The sequence below is a fragment of the Solibacillus sp. FSL R7-0668 genome, assembly GCF_038006205.1.
Lineage (GTDB): Bacteria > Bacillota > Bacilli > Bacillales_A > Planococcaceae > Solibacillus.
In genome coordinates this window covers 2332078-2350495 of sequence record NZ_JBBOUU010000001.1, presented here as the reverse complement: position 1 = coordinate 2350495, position 18418 = coordinate 2332078, and the positions used below count along the sequence as shown (strand labels likewise).

Annotated in this window: 18 protein-coding genes; 8 read left to right on the top strand and 10 right to left on the bottom strand. The window is 38.2% G+C overall.

All coding sequences use genetic code 11. From position 1 onward, the window contains the following. Window positions 1-108: 108 nt before the first annotated feature. Together MKX47_RS11605 and MKX47_RS11600 are read left to right on the top strand one after the other, a co-directional pair. Window positions 109-1443 carry an APC family permease gene (locus MKX47_RS11605; protein ID WP_340774251.1) on the top strand — a complete coding sequence of 445 codons (1335 nt, stop codon included), beginning with the start codon at window positions 109-111 and terminating at the stop codon, window positions 1441-1443. Window positions 1444-1445: 2 nt separating this feature from the next. Then, window positions 1446-3053: an amidohydrolase gene (locus MKX47_RS11600; protein WP_340774248.1), complete on the top strand. Its 1608-nt coding sequence runs from the start codon at window positions 1446-1448 to the stop codon at window positions 3051-3053. 297 nt (window positions 3054-3350) lie between these two features. On the opposite strand, the gene MKX47_RS11595 is transcribed toward MKX47_RS11600, so the two are convergent. The 5 genes from MKX47_RS11595 to MKX47_RS11575 all read right to left on the bottom strand — a co-directional run bounded on the left by MKX47_RS11595 (window position 3351) and on the right by MKX47_RS11575 (window position 6924). Next, window positions 3351-4160, bottom strand: a complete 810-nt coding sequence (locus tag MKX47_RS11595) for a DUF4097 family beta strand repeat-containing protein (protein ID WP_340774246.1) — start codon at window positions 4158-4160, stop codon at window positions 3351-3353. Continuing rightward, a complete protein-coding gene (locus MKX47_RS11590; protein ID WP_340774244.1) occupies window positions 4153-4713 on the bottom strand; it encodes an HAAS signaling domain-containing protein in 561 nt (186 codons plus the stop codon). The genes MKX47_RS11595 and MKX47_RS11590 overlap by 8 nt, the downstream gene beginning before the upstream one ends. Next, entirely contained in the window at window positions 4706-5029 is a 324-nt protein-coding gene (locus tag MKX47_RS11585; protein WP_340774242.1) for a PadR family transcriptional regulator, read from the bottom strand. The genes MKX47_RS11590 and MKX47_RS11585 overlap by 8 nt, the downstream gene beginning before the upstream one ends. Window positions 5030-5384: 355 nt before the next feature. Beyond that, window positions 5385-6389: a serine hydrolase domain-containing protein gene (locus tag MKX47_RS11580; RefSeq protein ID WP_340774240.1), complete on the bottom strand. Its 1005-nt coding sequence runs from the start codon at window positions 6387-6389 to the stop codon at window positions 5385-5387. Between the two features lie 4 nt (window positions 6390-6393). Beyond that, window positions 6394-6924 (bottom strand): GrpB family protein, encoded by a 531-nt coding sequence (locus MKX47_RS11575; RefSeq protein WP_340774238.1) that lies wholly within the window; start codon window positions 6922-6924, stop codon window positions 6394-6396. Between the two features lie 566 nt (window positions 6925-7490). On the opposite strand from MKX47_RS11575, the gene MKX47_RS11570 reads away from it, so the two are divergent. After that, a complete protein-coding gene (locus MKX47_RS11570; RefSeq protein ID WP_340774235.1) occupies window positions 7491-7958 on the top strand; it encodes a GNAT family N-acetyltransferase in 468 nt (155 codons plus the stop codon). 72 nt (window positions 7959-8030) lie between these two features. Here MKX47_RS11570 and MKX47_RS11565 read toward each other — a convergent pair whose 3' ends face one another. Next, window positions 8031-9899 (bottom strand): copper amine oxidase N-terminal domain-containing protein, encoded by a 1869-nt coding sequence (locus MKX47_RS11565; protein WP_445683611.1) that lies wholly within the window; start codon window positions 9897-9899, stop codon window positions 8031-8033. A gap of 231 nt (window positions 9900-10130) precedes the next feature. Next, a complete protein-coding gene (locus tag MKX47_RS11560) occupies window positions 10131-11060 on the bottom strand; it encodes an EamA family transporter (RefSeq protein ID WP_340774230.1) in 930 nt (309 codons plus the stop codon). A 118-nt stretch (window positions 11061-11178) separates the two neighbouring features. Here MKX47_RS11560 and MKX47_RS11555 point away from each other — a divergent pair, with 118 nt between their 5' ends. The 5 genes from MKX47_RS11555 to MKX47_RS11535 all read left to right on the top strand — a co-directional run bounded on the left by MKX47_RS11555 (window position 11179) and on the right by MKX47_RS11535 (window position 15984). Next, window positions 11179-11733 carry an N-acetylmuramoyl-L-alanine amidase gene (locus MKX47_RS11555; RefSeq protein ID WP_340774228.1) on the top strand — a complete coding sequence of 185 codons (555 nt, stop codon included), beginning with the start codon at window positions 11179-11181 and terminating at the stop codon, window positions 11731-11733. 55 nt (window positions 11734-11788) lie between these two features. Further along, window positions 11789-12712 (top strand): stalk domain-containing protein, encoded by a 924-nt coding sequence (locus tag MKX47_RS11550; RefSeq protein WP_340774226.1) that lies wholly within the window; start codon window positions 11789-11791, stop codon window positions 12710-12712. A 342-nt stretch (window positions 12713-13054) separates the two neighbouring features. Further along, window positions 13055-14938 (top strand): N-acetylmuramoyl-L-alanine amidase, encoded by a 1884-nt coding sequence (locus MKX47_RS11545; RefSeq protein ID WP_340774223.1) that lies wholly within the window; start codon window positions 13055-13057, stop codon window positions 14936-14938. Between the two features lie 123 nt (window positions 14939-15061). After that, window positions 15062-15514, top strand: a complete 453-nt coding sequence (locus MKX47_RS11540) for a hypothetical protein (protein ID WP_340774221.1) — start codon at window positions 15062-15064, stop codon at window positions 15512-15514. A gap of 11 nt (window positions 15515-15525) precedes the next feature. Then, window positions 15526-15984 carry a hypothetical protein gene (locus MKX47_RS11535; RefSeq protein WP_340774219.1) on the top strand — a complete coding sequence of 153 codons (459 nt, stop codon included), beginning with the start codon at window positions 15526-15528 and terminating at the stop codon, window positions 15982-15984. A 128-nt stretch (window positions 15985-16112) separates the two neighbouring features. On the opposite strand, the gene MKX47_RS11530 is transcribed toward MKX47_RS11535, so the two are convergent. The 3 genes from MKX47_RS11530 to MKX47_RS11520 all read right to left on the bottom strand — a co-directional run bounded on the left by MKX47_RS11530 (window position 16113) and on the right by MKX47_RS11520 (window position 17997). After that, window positions 16113-16562: a DUF2975 domain-containing protein gene (locus tag MKX47_RS11530; protein ID WP_340774217.1), complete on the bottom strand. Its 450-nt coding sequence runs from the start codon at window positions 16560-16562 to the stop codon at window positions 16113-16115. 361 nt (window positions 16563-16923) lie between these two features. Further along, window positions 16924-17097: a hypothetical protein gene (locus tag MKX47_RS11525; protein WP_340774215.1), complete on the bottom strand. Its 174-nt coding sequence runs from the start codon at window positions 17095-17097 to the stop codon at window positions 16924-16926. Window positions 17098-17208: 111 nt separating this feature from the next. Further along, window positions 17209-17997 (bottom strand): lipid II flippase Amj family protein, encoded by a 789-nt coding sequence (locus MKX47_RS11520; protein WP_340777796.1) that lies wholly within the window; start codon window positions 17995-17997, stop codon window positions 17209-17211. Between the last annotated feature and the right edge of the window lie 421 nt (window positions 17998-18418).

The window sequence follows — 18418 nt, the reverse complement described above, 5'->3', positions numbered from 1 at the left end:
AAGTAGTTGAAAACGAAAAGATATATGTTAATATGAATGATAATCAGTCATTAAAATTTTTTAATTTAAAAATGAATGATAATCAGTCATACGATTTGGAGGGGTTTTATGTCAGAAGTAAATTTTGTAAGAAATTTAACAGGGAAAGAGCTGGTCGTTTTTGGTCTATCATTGATGGCCCCCATTACGATCTTTACAACATTTGGGATTGCTTCAGAAGTAACGGATAGTAGAGTACCACTTGCTTACCTCTTTGCTGCACTAGCTTTATCTTTAACAGGTTATTGTTACGCTCAAATGGTAAAAGCTTTCCCTATTTCTGGATCTGCTTATTCCTATGTACATCGCGCTGTAAATTCAAAAGTGGGCTTTTTAGTAGGATGGGCATTATTAACAAGTTATGCGTTATTGCCAATGGTAAACTATTTAGTCGCGGCAATATTTTTACATTCTATTTTGCCTCAAATACCGTATGGATTTTGGATTATTTTATTAATCGTTTTAAATACATTGATCAATATTAAAGGTACAAAAATGGCTTCATGGGTAAACTCATTGCTTTTAATCTATTCGTTTCTAGTTGTTGTTATTTTTTCACTCTTAAGTATTCGTTATGTATTAGCAAGTAATGAGGTTTCAAGCTTATTTACATTAACACCAATATTGGGTTCTGGGTTTGAAATGTCCATGATTATGGCAGGTGCTTCACTTTTATGTTTTTCTTATTTAGGTTTTGATTCCATCACGACGTTAGCAGAAGAAGTAGTTGAACCGAAAAAAACAATTCCAAGAGCGATTTATACTATCATTGCCATTGGAACATTTACTTTCGTCGTTGTTTCTTATTTAGGAACCCTTGTCCAACCTAATTATCGGAATTTTTCGAATTTGGATTCGGCAGCTGTCGAGTTAGTGACGATGGTAGGTGGAAATTTATTCGTTTCCTTCTTTTTAGCAGGCACGTTAATCGGATGTTTTGCATCAGGTCTTGCATCTCAAGCAAGTGCATCACGCGTATTGTATGCTATGGGTCGAGATAATATGCTACCTAAAGTATTTGCTAAGTTGAGTCCAAAGTATAAAACACCGGTCTTCAATTTATTATTAATCGCAGCAATTTCGTTACTTTCATTTGTTTTGACATTAACATTAGCAACTTCATTTATTAATTTCGGAGCGTTAATCGCATTTTTATTTGTAAATGTATCAGTTGTTTTTCACTATTATGTCAAAAATAATAAACGTTCATTTGGAGCAACAATAAAATATTTACTCATTCCAAGTTTAGGGGCTTTGTTTATCATTTATCTATTATTTAAATTAGATAGTATTTCAATCATATTTGGAATTGTATGGGGTTCTCTCGGTGTTTGCTATTTAATTTATTTAGTGAAATTTAAAGGAATGAGCACGATTAATTTGAAATTTTCTGAGGAGGGTTAACTATGCAACAAGTATTAATGAGTAATCAAATTTTTACAGGAACAACTGATACAGCAGTGCCTGGTGCTATTTTAGTGGAGGGTAATAAAATAAGCAAAATTGCATCATCTATTGAGGAATTAGAACCTTTTTTAAAGGAAAATGTATCCATTCATGATTTTGAAGACCAATTAGTCATGGCAGGGTTTCATGATTTTCATCTGCATCTATTCCCAGGGGCATTACAACTACAAAGTGTTGATTTGAGTGAAACAAAATCAGCTGAAGATGTGATTCAAGTTTTAAAAAGAGATTGGGATCAACATAAACAAAAAGAGTGGATTATCGGTTTTGGTTGGGACAACGGCGGTTGGAATGATGCAAAATTACCGACAAAGGAATTATTAGATGCACATTTCCCGGATCACCCTATTATTTTAAATCATTTAGAATGTCATTATTGTTGGGTAAATAGTAAAGCCCTTGCATTAGCGGGAATTACAAAGGATACTCCAAATCCTGAATTTGGTGAAATTATGAAAGATGAAAATTTAGAAATTACAGGGATTTTAATGGAGAAGGCGCAAAGTTTAGTACAAAAATTAGCATATAATTTTAGTAAAGAAGATAAATTAGCCATGCTAAATAACTTTTTTACTTATACAGCACGCCATGGTATTACCTCATTAAATGATATGTACGCACCATTTTCAGAATTTTTAGATGATTTTGATTTACTTTACGAATTAGAGGAAACTAAACAATTAAAAGCGAGAGTTCATTTACAACCTAAAATGGATGGCAGTTTAGAACAGGCTAGATTATTTAAAGAAAAATATAATCATCCAAAAGTTAAAATGAATGGTTTGAAGCAATTTATCGACGGTGTGATTACGGGTCATACTGCTTATATGTTAGAAGATTATGCAGATGTTTCTCATCGGGGTCATACAACGTATCCATTACAACAACTAGAAGAGTGGATTATTGAAGCCGATAAAGAAGGATTTAGCGTACGTTTACACGCAATTGGTGACGGAGCGGTGAAATTTTCACTAGATGCTTTTGAAAAAGCTAGAAAATTAAATGGCAACCAGCATACTAGACATACAATTGAACATATAGAATCCATTCAGGATGAAGATATCCCGCGTTTTAAAGAGTTAAATGTAATCGCATCTGTGCAACCATATCATTTAGCAGCTTTAGAACAAAAAATATATGTAGAAAGACTTGGCGCAGAACGTTTTAAAAATACGTATTTGTGTAAATCATTTTTAAATGCTGGAGCGATGGTAGCCTTAGGAAGTGATTTTCCAGTAGTGCATATTTCACCAATGAAAGAAATTTACCATGCTATTACTAGAAAAGATAATACGCTAGTGAATGATTGGAATGCTAATGAAAAACTATCTATGAGCGAAACCTTAAAAGCATACACATATGCACCAGCTTATGGATGCTTCCGTGAAGAAAATCTAGGTACTTTAGAAGAAGGAAAATTAGCGGACATCATTGTACTGAATAAAAATCTTTTTGAAATTCCAGCACAAGAAATTTTACAAACGGAAGTAGTATTTACAATGTGTGACGGAGAAGTTGTTTACGAACTGAAAAGTACACTCGTTTAAATTAGTTATAAATCATACCCCCAATATGATATAACATAGATCACATCTACATCTAATACACAAGAGTTTTGAATGGCACTTGTATAATGTAAAAGAGTAGATAACCATTACGGCAGAACTCATTGTATAAGAGTTCTGCCGTAATAAATTTTGCCCGATAGTTGGCACAGTTTTTTTACATAGAGTGCAAGGAAGTCATTCGCTATTTCAGACAGATTTTATCGAAAGTGCTACAAAAAACGGACGACTATCATTCACTATGAATATTGCCTTTAATAATCTAACAGCCGAAAAATATTAGTTTTCCACCGAAATATCGCCACTTGTCGTCTGAATGTCAACAAGCGTCGTTCCTTTTCCAACAACAGCGCTCTCGTTATATTTGCCTAGTAAATTGATATCTCCAGAAACTGATTTCACTTGGAATTTTACGTCTGTCGGTTCATTTGATGTAATGAGCTCTACATCACCACTAGTTGAAGTGATTTCAATGGGATGGATTAAATCTGCCATTGTCAAATAGATGTCGCCACTTTCTGTTGTAATCGAGGCTTCACCCAATAGTTTTTCTAATTCTAAATCTCCAGAAACAGTTTGAATGTCGGCTGTTTGAAACTGCAGGTTCTCACCATCAATATCACCGCTCGTAGTTGCTAATTTTAATGAATTTGAATGGATATTCTCCAAGTATACATCAGCTGAGATTCCCTTAAATTCAATAGTATGAACGAGCTTCTCCGGCACATGAAGTTTTAAAAGTAGTGTTTCCGGAGCAAAGTTGGGGCTTAAATTAAACCACTTATTTTCACGAGTTTCTTGAATATCGATAACTAATCGAGAGCCTTTAACTTCTACCGCTAACTTTGGCGCATTCGCTTCTTTCACTTTGCCAATGAGTTCAATTGTTGCTTCCTGCTGTTCTTTACTAGCGATGATTTCGACATCTGTTGAAATTGTATCGAGTTGTAGAGCATCAATAGTTGAATAGTCAATGGATTGCGTTTCATTGATCGTTGTTGTGTTATTGGATGAATTATAAAATGCGATACTACCACCAACTCCAATGAGGATGAGAAGTAATGCAGTGATAACTAGTTTTTTAAGCATTGACAATTTCTCCTTTCACAATGGAAACATTCAATTTTAAATATTGGATCGACCACTTTTTTAATAGGGCGGTGATGTAATATAGACCGATTAAAAGCAAGATACCTACACCAGAAATTGTGAGAGCAACGAAAAATTCAAACCATATAAAAGAATTTAGTTGAATAGCTGCATTTATAAGGACTAAAATCGGTGTGAGGACAAAGATGGAAGCCGTTACCCACAGTGATGCAAAGGTTGCGACAATCGCTATAAATGGTCCGAGTATAAAAATAATATTTAAAAAACCTAAGCCTACCGCAGCCCAAATCGCCCTCGTAATATTGATAAATGAAGCCGATTTTTGCATTTCCTCAATATAATACGTAGCTTTCAATTCTTTTGCTAATTGCTTAGGCGTGCCAAGTGATTGGGCAACTTCATGCTCTTGTTTTCCCTCGGCTAGAGCGATGTGAAAATATTCTTCATAATCTCGAATAATTTCTTCTTGATCTTGCTTAGGTAGCTTCTTTAACTGCTTTTTCAATTCTTCTAAAAATTGTTTTCTAGTCATTTGAAATTCCCTCCTGAATTAATTGTTGAACGCCTTTAGAAAATTCCTGCCATTCATTCACCAATATGTGTAAATATGTTTTTCCTTTTTCAGTTAGTTTGTAATACTTTCTTGGTGGTCCTTCTGATGATTCTTGTAAAAAGGTGATGAAATATTCCTCTTTCGCTAGTTTTCGTAATAAAGGATAAACGGAGCCTTCGGAGATTTCGATCTGTTTCGAAATAATTTGAACGAGCTCATAGCCATAGCAATCCTTTTTCTCCAATACAGCGAGTACACAAAGTTCTAGCACGCCTTTTTTAAACTGTACATTCATGTAGTGACTCCAGATTCTATAAATTTAGGTACTGTACAATGAATAGTACTGGTGTATGTTTAGCACCTTCAATTACAAATAATAACATTAGGTACTGTTTAATACAAGGTACTAAAAATAATAAATAACCTAATTTTTTCATTCGCCATAGTTGAAAGGGGAGGGGAATGACATTTCAATCATTCATCATTCCTCCTGATTTACTTTCAAGCTGCTCATTCCGCAAAGAAACAATAGAAGGACGCCCCCACCCGTAGCAAGTGAAAAGTGAATACGTGTGTCGAATCGTTGGAATATGAAGGTGAATACTGGTATAAAGCTAAGCGACTTTCTAACTAAAATGAATAATCATCAATCATTGTAGATCAAGCATGACAGCATCTCCAAAGGCTCGAACATCTTTCAAATAATCATAGCCCTCAGGATTCCCGACGCTATTAAAGGCCCTTACAGCTACGATATTTTCACTCGGAATGACTAAAAGTGTAACCGTCGTATAGCCTAAAATTTGGTAGGCATCGTTTGGAACAAGCGCGCCAATTTCGGATTTGTTTGCCTGTGAGCCTTTAACGAACCAAAAAATTCCGTTTTCAGGCAAATCAATGTCTGTATATGCAGGATTTTGAATGGTCGTAGCAAGTTTAACTATGTTTGCATCGACTACTTGCTGCCCATTCAACGAGCCGTTATTGAGATGTAATAGCCCCCATTGTGCTAGTTCGCGGGCGGAAGTATACATATTCATTTGGCTGCCATCAATATTTAGGGAAACGGACCAATGCTTATCATTTTCTTTGCCAATCACGTCAACAAAAGTGTGATCAAATGAGTTATACCAATTAGTTTCAATAAGCTGGCAAGGTGCAAAAACCTCGTCGTTTAATAGTTCTGCAATCGTTTTGTTCGTAGTAAATTGAATTATTTCAGAAATTAATTTTACATTAATTCCACGATACGCCCAGCTCGTGCCAGCAGGGAATTCTCTCTCCACTTCGCCATTGCGTTCAATCAGCCCATGTGAATGTGTAACGAGATGGCGAAGGGTCGTGCCACCATAAATTTCCTTTTGCTGCGCTAATGGAAGATACGTTGAAATTTCATCATCTAATGATTGAATCAAGCCGTGATGGAGTGCATAAGCAACTGCAAAGGCAATATAGCTTTTGCGGCAAGAAGCAATATGGAATTTTGTATCTGCTTGAATAGGGCGAGCATTTTCCTCGGCAGACTGCTTTCCCCAGTAACGCTCAACCTGCAATTCATTGTCACGAAAAATGACAAGCGCGGCTCCTGTACAGGCTAATGTTTGATATGTATTTTCAACGCGATGGATCACATTGTTAAAAGTAGTTGATAGCATTTGATTACGAACGTCCTTTACTGTGTATTTCCTCGCGCGCTTTTTCAATAATGGATTGGATAAAGGGCTCTTTGTTCTTTGTATATGTTGGTCGATCGAATGGATATTTTGAGGCTAGCTCGGTCTTTAATTTGGCATATTGTTCCGCGACTTCGGGATGTAACCGAAGATAATCACGAAATAACAATTTTTCGATCCATTCGCTACTATTCATTTCACAAATATGTAGATGACAAATTCCCTGCCCCCATGGTCCCTTCCTAAAAAACAGCCGATCCTTGAACTCAGGCTTCGGAACATAGTCGAAATCTATGTCATGTAAAGCACGGACATAGCTAGATACTTCATCTAAATTTGGGACACCTACAAGAATATCGATGATTGGTTTTGCTTTTAAACCCTTTATCGAGGTGCTTCCAATATGCTCAATTCCATGAGCTTTGTCACCTAAAGCAGCAAGAATTCTATTTTTTTCGAATTCAAATTGTTGCGCCCAATTGGGGTCATAAGCATGCAGTTTTACGATTGGATTCATTCGATATATCCCACCTTTCAAATATAATTTTAATATAAGGGAATGGAAATTACTAGAAAGCGCTGGGGTATAAATGGAGTTGTTTAAATAGGCCATGTTTTTTGTTGGACGTTGATACCTTTCATAATGATGGGAACACTTTATCTAAAAGACGTGGAGATGAAATTAAATGACCAGATCGATTTTACTTTTATTAATTGGAACTATGGTGATTTAGACTAAAATGCGCCTTAGCAGAATAAGGCGCAATTTTATAAGTCCGAGATGAAATGCGGTTTCATATAAAAGTGAATTAAAATTTAGGAGATAATCGATAGTCGCAAATATATGTTTAAAATCACAAATATCTTCATAATTTCACAAATATCCCTGAAATTTCGCAAATAAAATCTAAAAGTCGCAAATATCCCCTGCACGAAGCAGTAAAATCCTTACTCATCAAGTCAATCTAAGATCCAATTAGGAAAATCATCTCTTTGTTTCGGTGAGGAAACTATCATTTAGCTACACAGGAGTCCCATTTAACGGTAAAATTAGGAAACATACAAAACGTTAAGGGGGCTCCTATGCAATTCTTATTTTTCAATGAAACCTATCAACCATTCATTGATCGCTATCAATTAGTTGAAAGTCAGCTGCGGTTTACAAATCATCCACAAGCAGCGGTAAAGTTGGCGAGCGCGATTCGAACGCCGATACTGGTGCTTGTTGAGGGCAAGCTGGTTACCTATTTTGATTTGCACATAGAAGAAGGGGTTGCGCCTTATTCGGATAATCCGCATGCCATTTTATTACGCGCGTTTTCTACGGATGTGCAGGAGCAAGGGAAGGGCTATGCGAAACAAGCACTTCAGCAATTGCCTGGATTTGTGAAAAAGCATTTTCCTACGATTAATGAAATTGTCCTTGCCGTGAATCCGGAAAATGTTGTAGCGCAGGGGCTGTATAAAAAATGTGGCTTTATTGATTACGGGGAACGTCGAGAGGGTAGGATGGGCGAGTTGATTGTGATGAGTTATGCGTTAGAATCGTGAACTGAAGTGCCGCTACATAGATCACCACAATAAAAAGGTACGCTCCCAATCCGGAACGTACCTTTTGTCATATTACTCTGTCCCAATATAAATGGCTAACGGTAAATTACTGCCGCCAGAGTGCATGAATTCTAAAGTGATGACTTCATTTGCACCATCAACAGTGTATCCGGGCAGTTCGATGTATTCCTTGCCTGGTTTTAGGGTAGGGATCAAATGCACTTGCCCGTTAAATTTAATCGCCCCACTGTATAAACCGCCTCGGCCAGAAAGCTTGATTTTGAACGTTTTTGCTTGGCCTGTTGGGTTGGCTACAGGAATATTGACCATGTAATTTATGCCGAAATGACCGGAATTGCCGACACTGCCATTTACCTGTGCGAGTGAGTTTTCCTTCGTTAATAAGTGGTCGGTTTTGCTGTTTGAAATACTATAGCCGACTTCCTTACTATCTACCTGATACGTCGGGAATTCCCCGATAATGGCTGAGCTTGGCCATACCCCGCGCGGATGAGCTGCATATGCATTAATGGCAACAGGGTCCGAGTGAATCGTTGTGACGTCTTCGTTATTTTTGGCGAGGACTGTACGAATCGTATAGTTTTGCTCACCTTCGCCTACAGACTGAATATCGAAATCATGCATAAAGCCGATAATATACGAATTCAGCAAGTCATAGGATTGAATGATTTTCGTTTCGCCAGGGGCAATGGTCATGCCGTCCGTTTCAGTACGCTGTAATTTATTGTTCAGCGCTTGGTCCGCAATTGGTAAGCCAATATCATAGTTAATCCAGCTATGGCTACTTTTTTTGTACGTCCCTTTTGAATTGACAACTTGTAAAGCCGTCGTTGCCGATTTATTTTCTATCGTAATCGCCAGCTGAATGTCTTGACCAAGTGTATTGTAATGCCAGCTAAAGATGCGGTGCTCATTGAGTGCGTTGCTTGTCACCACATTTTGCGCAGCGAGTGTTGCGGTTGAATGGGGGACATCGCTTGTTGTTAAGGTTTCTGGGTTATCACTCACTAACAATGAACGTGCTCCGTCTAGCTTAGCATTTGGAATGTTTTGCGGTACAGGCGTTGCACCAAATGATTTTTCCAAAAACTTGCTTGTAAACATCGATTGGTATAAGTAAACATACAGCTCTCTTGTATCGCTTAAATAACGTACGTTGCCACCTTCACCCACAGTATTGACGATGAATTTCACCGGGACATACATGTTTTCCGATTGAATGAATGGCTGTTCTTCGGTTACGACCATTTCGTCATTGATCTGGATAATATTACTGCCATTTGTGAATACAAAGATTAATCCATACAATTGCAATTCAAATTGGTCTTTAGACAGCCATTTTCCCGTAGCGTTTTCTAGGTTTTCGTAAAAATAGTGTGCAGGGATATACGTTCGATTTTGCTTTGTAATAATTGGGTCGTTCATGACAATTCGCTTATTATTAATGTGCAAATAATAGGGCTTATCAACAGGTTTTTGTTCATCCTTTAACATAATGTCCACTGTGCGCGTTTGCTGATTCCATTGCACGCTACCGCCTAAATTTTCACTCAAGAATCGAATCGGCACATAGGTTTTATCCTTATAAAGGAATGGGGGAACATTCACCGTCACCTTTTTGCCGTTGACAATCGCTATTTTTGAATTGACCGTGATGGCTACCTCATTGTCATGACGAACGGCACTGGCAGTTTTGGTTTTTTGATTCCATTGAACTGTTGCGCCGATGATTTCGTATACATTGCGCATTGGTAAAAATAAATGCCCATTTTTATTTAAAATCGGGTCTTTGAATGTTACTTTTTGTCCATTAACGTTGACTGTGACGTTTTTTTCAATCGTTAAGCCTTTACTGCTTGATGTACCTGCCAATACAGTTTGCTGACTAAAAGATAATAGGGAAACTGTCAGAATCACCATGATCATCCAAGATTTTTTTAACATAATAAAATTAAGTATTCCTCCAATTAGTAGTTGAGTCGCAAAAGTTAAAAATTTGCGTTAAAGCATGATATATTGGTGTGAATCCAAAAATCTTAATAAGTATAGCATATAAATGATTTTGTCCCAATGGCAGATGAATTATTAAAAAAACATGATTCCGCAAATAATTAAGCGAAATCATGTTTGTGGCGTTGAATAATAAAGCTATTAATGAACGAGCTCAGATTGTTTGGGCTCTGATTTTTTTTCACCTTTTAGCGCAAGATAAATCATCATCACTAAAATAAGTGATGTGCCGAGCCATTGAAAGGGTCCGAATGGTTCTTTTAGCCATAAAACTGTTGCCAGCACGGCGGTAAGTGGCTCAATATTGCCAAGCAGACTTGTTTCTTTTACGGATAATGTTTGTAAGCTTTCGATATAAAACCAAAATGACAGCATCGTTCCGAAAATAATGACAATGATTAAATAGAAGATTGTCGTCGCTGTCCAAGCGGTAACATTTACTTCCCACGGTGCTTGGACAAAGCTCATCGCAATACCGGCAAGCACCATTGCCCAACCAACAACGACTAATGAATCAAACCGTCTTAAAAGCGGAATGGCGTACAGCGTATAAAAAGCGAGTGAAGCACCTGAAAGTAGTCCCCAAATTACAGCGGGGAGCGGAACGGCAAGCGCCGAAATCGATCCATTCGTTAATAATAAAAAGCTACCGCCAAGCGCGAGTGAAATCGTCACCGCATCCTTTCTCGTAAACTTTGCCTGACCACGCACCGCAACCCAGACAATAATCATCACGGGTGCTAAATATTGCAATAACGTGGCGACGGCTGCATTGCCTTCTTTAATCGAGGCCATATATGTATATTGAACGGCTAGCATACCGACCAGCGCGAAAATTACCAGTCGGGTTGCGCTATATTTTTCTCGCCAAATCATTAAAATTTGTGTTCGGTCTTTAAAGATGGCCTGTGTAAGTAATAGGAGCGTGCCGGCAATGAGTAATCGGGTTGATACGAGCCAGCTGACCTCGATCCCTTGAGCAAAAAGCTGTTGTGAAACGGTCCCGCCAATTCCCCAGAAAAAACAGCCGGAGATAACGAGTAGAAAGCCAATCATTCGTTTGTTTTTCATATGATCCCTCAATTTTTCTATAGTAGCTTCATTGTAGCGAATCCGAAACCGAAAAGCCACGTCCCTTTTTTCGAGTAATTTTGCTATTTAGTAAGTAAAACGTATGGGAGGGAAGTTTATGTTAACAATCAGTGCAGGGCATTTCGGCAAAGGAACAGGCGCAAATGGCTTTATCGATGAAGGAAGTGAGGTGATGGAGGTGGTCACGGCCATACAAGCGCGTTTTCAAAAAAGCCAGATCGCCGCACAGTGCATCATCGATCGGCAGTCTAAAAACCAAGCGCAAAATTTACGCTATTTGATTGCCGCGCATAACCAAACGAAGCGTGTGCTCGATGTCAGCATACATTTTAATGCAGTTAGCGGAATACGTGAGGTAGGCATTGGCACGGAGGTTTTATATGTCAATCCGAACTTGAAGAGCTTTGCTGCGACCATGAGTGCCGCCATTGCCAAAGCAGGTGGTTTCAAGGACCGTGGAGCCAAGTATCGCAGCAATTTGGCCTGGTTAAATGGAACTGTCAAGCCCGCCATCCTCATTGAAATTTGCTTTGTCAATTCGAGAACGGATGTACAAGCTTATGAGAAAAATAAAACGCAAATTGTGGAGGCAATTTTTATGGCATTGGAAAGTTATTGCAAAAAAAGCAAAAATAATTTGAAAAAGTTGTAACCTTTTATTTTGTGGTACGACTAATGCTATGAACAGATGGAAAGGAATGAAATTTATGACATTGAAAAGAATCGCACCATTAGCAATTTCTGCATTATTATTAGGCGTAGTAGCCGCTCAAGCATCAGAACCAACAAACACAGAAAGCGTAAAAAAAGTAGAGGATAATGCGGTATTCGTGCAGCAAACAGGGAAAGTGGCATCGGTAGAGAAATTTAACGAGGGCAAATTATTTTATGTAGAAGACGGGGAAAACCTTTTCCACTTTTATGTAGACGACAAAACACTTGTGTACGATAATACGGGCAAAGCAGTAGACGTAAAAGTGGGAGACACAATCTCACAATACACGTATGCCAACCAGCCAATGATTTTAATTTACCCGCCACGCTATACACCATCCGTGGTGATTGTCCAAACAGACGCGATGGGCTCTGTGAAAGTCGATCAGTTCGATGAAAATCATTTAAGCGCGGATGGCCAATTACAGTTAAACTTAAATGACAAGTCCGTTATTGTAGATACAAAAGGCAATAAAGTTACTGCGGATGAACTCGAAGATTATAGCGCGATTGTATTTTATGGTCCAACAACAAGAAGCTTACCACCACAAACGTCACCAGAAAAAATTGTGGTATTCCCGAAATTAGATAATGAAGTTGAGGAAGAACCAGCGGCTGAAGTAGAAAAGCCAGATGCTGGACAAGCGATTGACGCGCTTATCGGCAAGGATTTCAAAGTAGTCAATGGTCAAAAAATGGTACCGCTTCGCAAAGTTGCAGAGGGCTTAGGCTATAAAGTACATGCAACAAAAACAGGGATTATTATTACGAAGGACTCCCTATCTTATACTGTGACACTGGACGAAAAAACGTACGGTCACAACAAAGCCATTGGTCAATTCAAAGTAGCCCCAACGCTTTTAGAAAAGCATAAAACGTATGTTGAATACGATTTTGCTTTAGAGCTTGCTAAATAATGTAGTTTGTCAAAATCCACTGTTAGTTTTTTTAACAGTGGATTTTTTAGGAGGGGGGAGACTGAAATGCGTGCGATTTTTTGATGTTTATAGGTGGTTTTCGAAAAATAAGTGCGATTCCTTATTTAACCCCAATTTCAGAACACTCTAATCGCATGATGCAAATACCATTCACTTTCCTCATGAAAATAATGACAAAACTTCATTTTCGTCTCATGTAATCTATTTGTAATAGATATGTAACAAAAATTTGATGTTTAAACCCGTTTTACCCCTATGAATTGCATGTATAGTTATTATACAATAGGAGGCGAACAGCTAAAGAAAGGAACTAGAAAACAAATGAATCAAAAATTGATTACATTGGTTGTTGCAGTTATCCTCACATGTGTACTAGCTGTCAATCCAGCATCTGCAAAAGTCGTGTTTGAAGATGTTGCGACAACCAATCCCGCTTATGATGAAATCCAGTATTTAATCGATCTTGGCGTGATTAATGGCTATTTAGAAAATGGTAAGTACTACTATAAGCCAAATCAAAGTGTGACTCGTGGACATGCCGCAAAAATGGCAGTCATCGCAGCCGGTTATGGTCCACTGAAAGTAAGTAAATCTTCTTACACAGATGTCAAGGTGGGTACACAAACTTCTGGTTATGTAGAGCGTGCCAAGGAATTAGGGTTATTTTCTACAACGTCAAGTAAGTTTTATCCAAATGAACCACTTACTCGTGAAGAAATGAGTTATGTTTTAACAAAGGCGTTTAATCTTGATGCAAGTGCGTATAAAGATGCTCCAATCGTGTTTCCAGATGTAAGTTCATCTCATACATATGCCTCGTACATTAAGGCTATTTATTATAACGGTATAACAAACGGGAGTGACGGCAAGTATTTACCGAAAAGCTCGGTAACACGCTCGCAATTTGCTTCATTTATCTCTCGTGCAAAGAGTGACAAGTTCCGCTTACCTTTACCGTCTGTTCCAGAAAAGGTTGATACATCACAAGTAATTGGCTTAATTTCGGTAACAACGGATGGGTTAAATGTTCGTACAGCGCCAAATACAAATTCGTTTGTGCTAGGAACGGTGGATGCAGGTGGTAAATTATCTGTCTATGCTGTAGAGGGCAATTGGTTAAAGGTTTCGTATAAAGGGCAATACGCCTACATTAGTAAGTCTTATGCGAAGTTTTTAGCGCATGATGGCAGTGCAATAGGCGCGGCTATCAAAAAGGTTACAACGAATGAAGTACTTAATTTATATTACAAGCCATCTTCATCGGCCAAAAAAATTACACAAATCGCACAGGGGACAAGCTTACCTGTTTATAAAGAAGTAAGTGGCTATTACTTAACAAAAGTAGATGGCATGCCGGGCTATATTGTGAAATCAAGTACAACAGATATCGAAACAGAACAGCCAACTCCAGAGCCAGACCCAGATCCAGGTAATGGTGATGTGACGACGAATACAATGGGGAAAGTAACCATTGGCGGTTTAAATATGCGTGAGTCGGCTTCTTCTGACTCAAAAGTGTTAAAAACATTAGCGAAGGGCAAAGTGATTTCGGTCCATTCGATTTCAGGCTACTGGGCGAACGTAACGGCTGACGGGGTCACAGGTTATGTTCATAAATCGTACATTAAGCTGATGAATACTACGGGTAGCTCGGTGAAGGGGCGCATCATTATTCTTGACCCTGGCCATGGTGGTAAGGACCCAGGTGCGGTGAAAGAGGGCAGCTCCGAAAAGGCCATCGTGCTAAAAGTCGGAACACTTGTCAAACAAAAGCTTGAAAAGGCTGGTGCGAAAGTGTACATGACGCGTACAGGTGATACGTACCCAACATTGGAGGACCGTGTCGCATTTACAAAGAAAAATTACGGTGAAATTTACGTAAGTGTTCACGTCAATTCGGCGAGCTCTACAAGCGCAAGTGGGACAGAGACGTACTATAACGTATCTACGGGTGATCAGTACGAAGAAGATAAAAAACTTGCGACTTATATTAACAACGAAATCGTGACAAACGCGAACATGAAAAACCGCGGCGTGAAGGAAGGACCATTCTATGTTATTCGCAATATGATGATTCCTTCAGTATTAGTAGAGCTTGGCTTCATCTCAAACCCGAGCGACCGCGAAAAACTAATTAACGATAAATACGTAGAAATTTTTGCACAGTCGATTTACAACGGGATTGTTGATTACTACGGAAATTAATAGAGCGAGCATCTGCATGTTGATTGCAGGTGCTCGTTTTTTCATTTGCACACGGTCTTTGTTTTGGAAAAATAATGAAACCCTTTTGTTCGTAAATCGTATAACAGGAGAGGAGGGATTGTAATGTATAGAGTTCTACAGTTTATGTTTGTTTTTGTGCTAGTGTTTGGTGTTTATTATGCCATTGATAAATATAATACGAAGCAGTTTATGGATGGACTTCGTGAAATGGATTTAGTATCCTCAAATAGTTTGGATAAGCTATCCATTACAATGTACCCGGAACTAGAATCTTATCTATCGTTTGATAATACCGAGATACAGAATACTTATCAGGCTTTAACGAAGCTGGATCTACAGGAAGCAAAGCCTGGCAAAGCTATAGGGAAATATATGAGAATACGATTTACGAATGAAAGCATGCAAAGTTATGTAGAATATAATTTATTTGACGATGGCTATCTATCACGTGCGGAAAACGGGATTTCCGTTTATACCAGTTTTTATTATAAAACAGATCCAGCCGAGTTGAATGCGTTAGTCGAGGAACTGTTGACTGGAAAGACATTTGATTAGCGAGGAAGATTATGAAGGATAAAAAGATATTGATAGCACTGGCAGTACTACTAGCAAGTGTGCTGATTTATAACAAAATGGCACCTTTTCCGATCAAGCGTGATTTAAAGGATGGGACATTGCTTCAAATGCACGATATGAACCGCATGTCGATCACGCAATATCCTGACATGAATTCTTATTGGACTACAGATTTGCAGGAAATCAAAGAAATCGATGCGCTGCTCATGGATGTGATGGTGAAAGTGGGACCGATATATGATGAATTTTCACGTGATGACGAGGCACTGAAGGTTCGTTTTTCAAATGAAGAATCGGGTTTTGCGATTACCTACACATTTTATGAAAATGGGGATTTGCTGCGCTTAGAATCAGCGATGGTTAATAAACTGGCATCGTATCGCCATGTATCGGATAAGGAGCTTGAACGGGTGAAGGCGCTTGTGCTTGAGGGGAAGACGCTGGATTAATCGAGGGTGATTTAGCGGGTGCCGCGGTGGATTTCAAGTGAATCTCTATAAAAGTCAATTTGAAAGTGCGTCATAAGGTAATAGCCCACAAAGTAAGTGTAAAAGCTTACTTTGCGGGCTTTTTGGTGTTATGGCGTTGCGATACGTAGCTGCTGTTTGATAAACGACGCACCTGCTGCAACAAGTGTTGTAACGATAATGATGATCACACCCATGACGGCAATAATTGGCGGTAAGGCATTGGCAGAATCCAGTACAAAAAAGCCACAAATGTATAAAGTAATAATGACAAATGCGCAATATTTAATGTGGTTCAATCCTTGAAGAATTCGACTTGAAAAAATGGATTGCTGCTCAACCGCACGAATCATAAGCACCGTTTCAACAAGCGCGTAGAAAAAAGGCACAGCTGTCGCGTACATACCGAGTAATATCGGGTAGTGCAAGTAGGCAACTTCAGGGTTTGCGGTAACTGTTTCACGCGCAACTGCTGGCAACACCGTCACACATAAAAACAGTACAAAACAGCCTAAAGAAGCAATGGCCAGGCTTAAAAGAGTGGCGTTGAATTTGTGCATAGGAATCCTCCTTGTTTGTCGTTCTTTATATAACGAAAGAAAATTTGGAATGTTTCATTAAATCTGGCTCATCACCATAAGTTGGGGATGATTTGCAGATTCATTAAATAATCATTATAAATTGAAATAATAATGGATATTTTTGGGGATTCGCACGTAAATAGGCTAAAATCGCACGCATTTCTCGAAAACCGCACGTAAAATTAAAATATCGCACGTATCTGGCGTAAAACCGCACGTAAACTCGGAAAAATCGCACGAAAAAAAATTCCGAACATCGCCAAACAAAGAGTCAGACCATCACCTATCTATAGACGATTGTAAAAATCCACCCCTTGTTTCGATGATGAACCTAAAATCTTCAATAATTAGTCTTTATATATTCGGTCAGATTGGCGACTCTATGAGAAATATCGGATAACACCGCTCCTGGACTTTCTGGATCGACGCCATAAATTTCAAATAGCTCATTTTCGATTTGCATCAGTTCTAATCGAGTGTCGCTTAATTTTTCAATAATCCTCTCTTTTTCCACTTCAATCTTCCTTTCGTTACATCCGTATATTAACCGTTTTATCTTTCTCATTCTTCAGTAAAATGATTCGTGAATTTGATGAAGGCAATTCACCCCCGCATATCAAAATTTCTATGCAATGAATTTGGCAAACCAAGCAACATAATGTGCTCCCGGAATAAATAGAATTTGGGCAAATAATGTACCAATCAATCTTGAACTTACCATCATCACAGACGCTCTTTTCAGCTCACAATAGTTCCCTTTCTTATTGATTACGTCATCCGCTAAAATAGAAATTTTGGGATCAATAAATACAATCAATAGCATTGTAGCGATACCATTGATTAATCCAGATGCCATAATTGCCGTTGTTTTGTATTCTGGAACTAATAAACTCGCATATAAAGCGGACAAAACGCCAATTGTATAAACAGCTGTAATGATGATATTAATAACAAATAATTTGAGAGGAATATCTCGTATACCTATTCCTCGTAAATAGGAAAGGCTCGGTTTGCGTATATGTTTGAATCCACGACGCAAATACTCGAACGTAAAGCCTTTTTTCAATAAAGCCGGAATTGAACCTCTTTCGTCTGCTAAATGAATAATGGCCCTAGAAAAAATCGCTACAAAAGTAGGTAAGCATATCATACCTATCAATGTACCTAGTGAAGCCGAGCCTATAAGGAATCGGAATTGATTTTCGACAAATTGTAAAGCATTATCGGAAGGAGCCTTATCGATCAAGCTGCCTGTAAATGGCTGCTGCATCATATTCGATAGCCTTGAAACCATCACCATGACATTAAAAAGTGACAATGCTGACGCTAATAAACGAACGCGAGCTCCAGAAAGTCGCACTGCATATGCTAATGTTTCAATGGAGTGAATGATTAATATAAATAAAGCGATCATTATGAGTTTTTCTGTTATTAGTTCGATTGCTACCACCTACTAAATCCTTATTTTTACAATCTAACGTTTTAATTGTAAATAAGTTTCCTCAGTTTGATACGAATCCATACTCAATAACATGCCCGAATTAATTTCAGGTAACACAAAAAAGGCCAGAAACATTGTTAAATCAACGTTTTTAACTTCAATTAAAGAGACGTACTAATTCCTTTTTATCGAAATGCTTTAATTGTTCTACTGTAAGGGGGGATTTTTAGGTGTTCGCAAATATATAGAGGAAATCGCAAATATCCCTGAAATTTCGCAAATAAAATGAAAAAGTCGCAAATATCCCAGTGATATCGCAAATAAAATCAAAATTTCGCAAATAAATCCGTCTTCATAGGAAATGATTGACAACTATATCGACAGCCGATACAAT

Excerpts from the sequence above, each read along its gene's own strand:
- MKX47_RS11605 (WP_340774251.1), top strand. The coding sequence starts at position 109 with ATGTCAGAAGTAAATTTTGTAAGAAATTTAACAGGGAAAGAGCTGGTC.
- MKX47_RS11600 (WP_340774248.1), top strand. The coding sequence starts at position 1,446 with ATGCAACAAGTATTAATGAGTAATCAAATTTTTACAGGAACAACTGAT.
- MKX47_RS11595 (WP_340774246.1), bottom strand. The coding sequence starts at position 4,160 with ATGCTTAAAAAACTAGTTATCACTGCATTACTTCTCATCCTCATTGGA.
- MKX47_RS11590 (WP_340774244.1), bottom strand. The coding sequence starts at position 4,713 with ATGACTAGAAAACAATTTTTAGAAGAATTGAAAAAGCAGTTAAAGAAG.
- MKX47_RS11585 (WP_340774242.1), bottom strand. The coding sequence starts at position 5,029 with ATGAATGTACAGTTTAAAAAAGGCGTGCTAGAACTTTGTGTACTCGCT.
- MKX47_RS11580 (WP_340774240.1), bottom strand. The coding sequence starts at position 6,389 with ATGCTATCAACTACTTTTAACAATGTGATCCATCGCGTTGAAAATACA.
- MKX47_RS11575 (WP_340774238.1), bottom strand. The coding sequence starts at position 6,924 with ATGAATCCAATCGTAAAACTGCATGCTTATGACCCCAATTGGGCGCAA.
- MKX47_RS11570 (WP_340774235.1), top strand. The coding sequence starts at position 7,491 with ATGCAATTCTTATTTTTCAATGAAACCTATCAACCATTCATTGATCGC.
- MKX47_RS11565 (WP_445683611.1), bottom strand. The coding sequence starts at position 9,899 with ATGGTGATTCTGACAGTTTCCCTATTATCTTTTAGTCAGCAAACTGTA.
- MKX47_RS11560 (WP_340774230.1), bottom strand. The coding sequence starts at position 11,060 with ATGAAAAACAAACGAATGATTGGCTTTCTACTCGTTATCTCCGGCTGT.
- MKX47_RS11555 (WP_340774228.1), top strand. The coding sequence starts at position 11,179 with ATGTTAACAATCAGTGCAGGGCATTTCGGCAAAGGAACAGGCGCAAAT.
- MKX47_RS11550 (WP_340774226.1), top strand. The coding sequence starts at position 11,789 with ATGACATTGAAAAGAATCGCACCATTAGCAATTTCTGCATTATTATTA.
- MKX47_RS11545 (WP_340774223.1), top strand. The coding sequence starts at position 13,055 with ATGAATCAAAAATTGATTACATTGGTTGTTGCAGTTATCCTCACATGT.
- MKX47_RS11540 (WP_340774221.1), top strand. The coding sequence starts at position 15,062 with ATGTATAGAGTTCTACAGTTTATGTTTGTTTTTGTGCTAGTGTTTGGT.
- MKX47_RS11535 (WP_340774219.1), top strand. The coding sequence starts at position 15,526 with ATGAAGGATAAAAAGATATTGATAGCACTGGCAGTACTACTAGCAAGT.
- MKX47_RS11530 (WP_340774217.1), bottom strand. The coding sequence starts at position 16,562 with ATGCACAAATTCAACGCCACTCTTTTAAGCCTGGCCATTGCTTCTTTA.
- MKX47_RS11520 (WP_340777796.1), bottom strand. The coding sequence starts at position 17,997 with ATGATCGCTTTATTTATATTAATCATTCACTCCATTGAAACATTAGCA.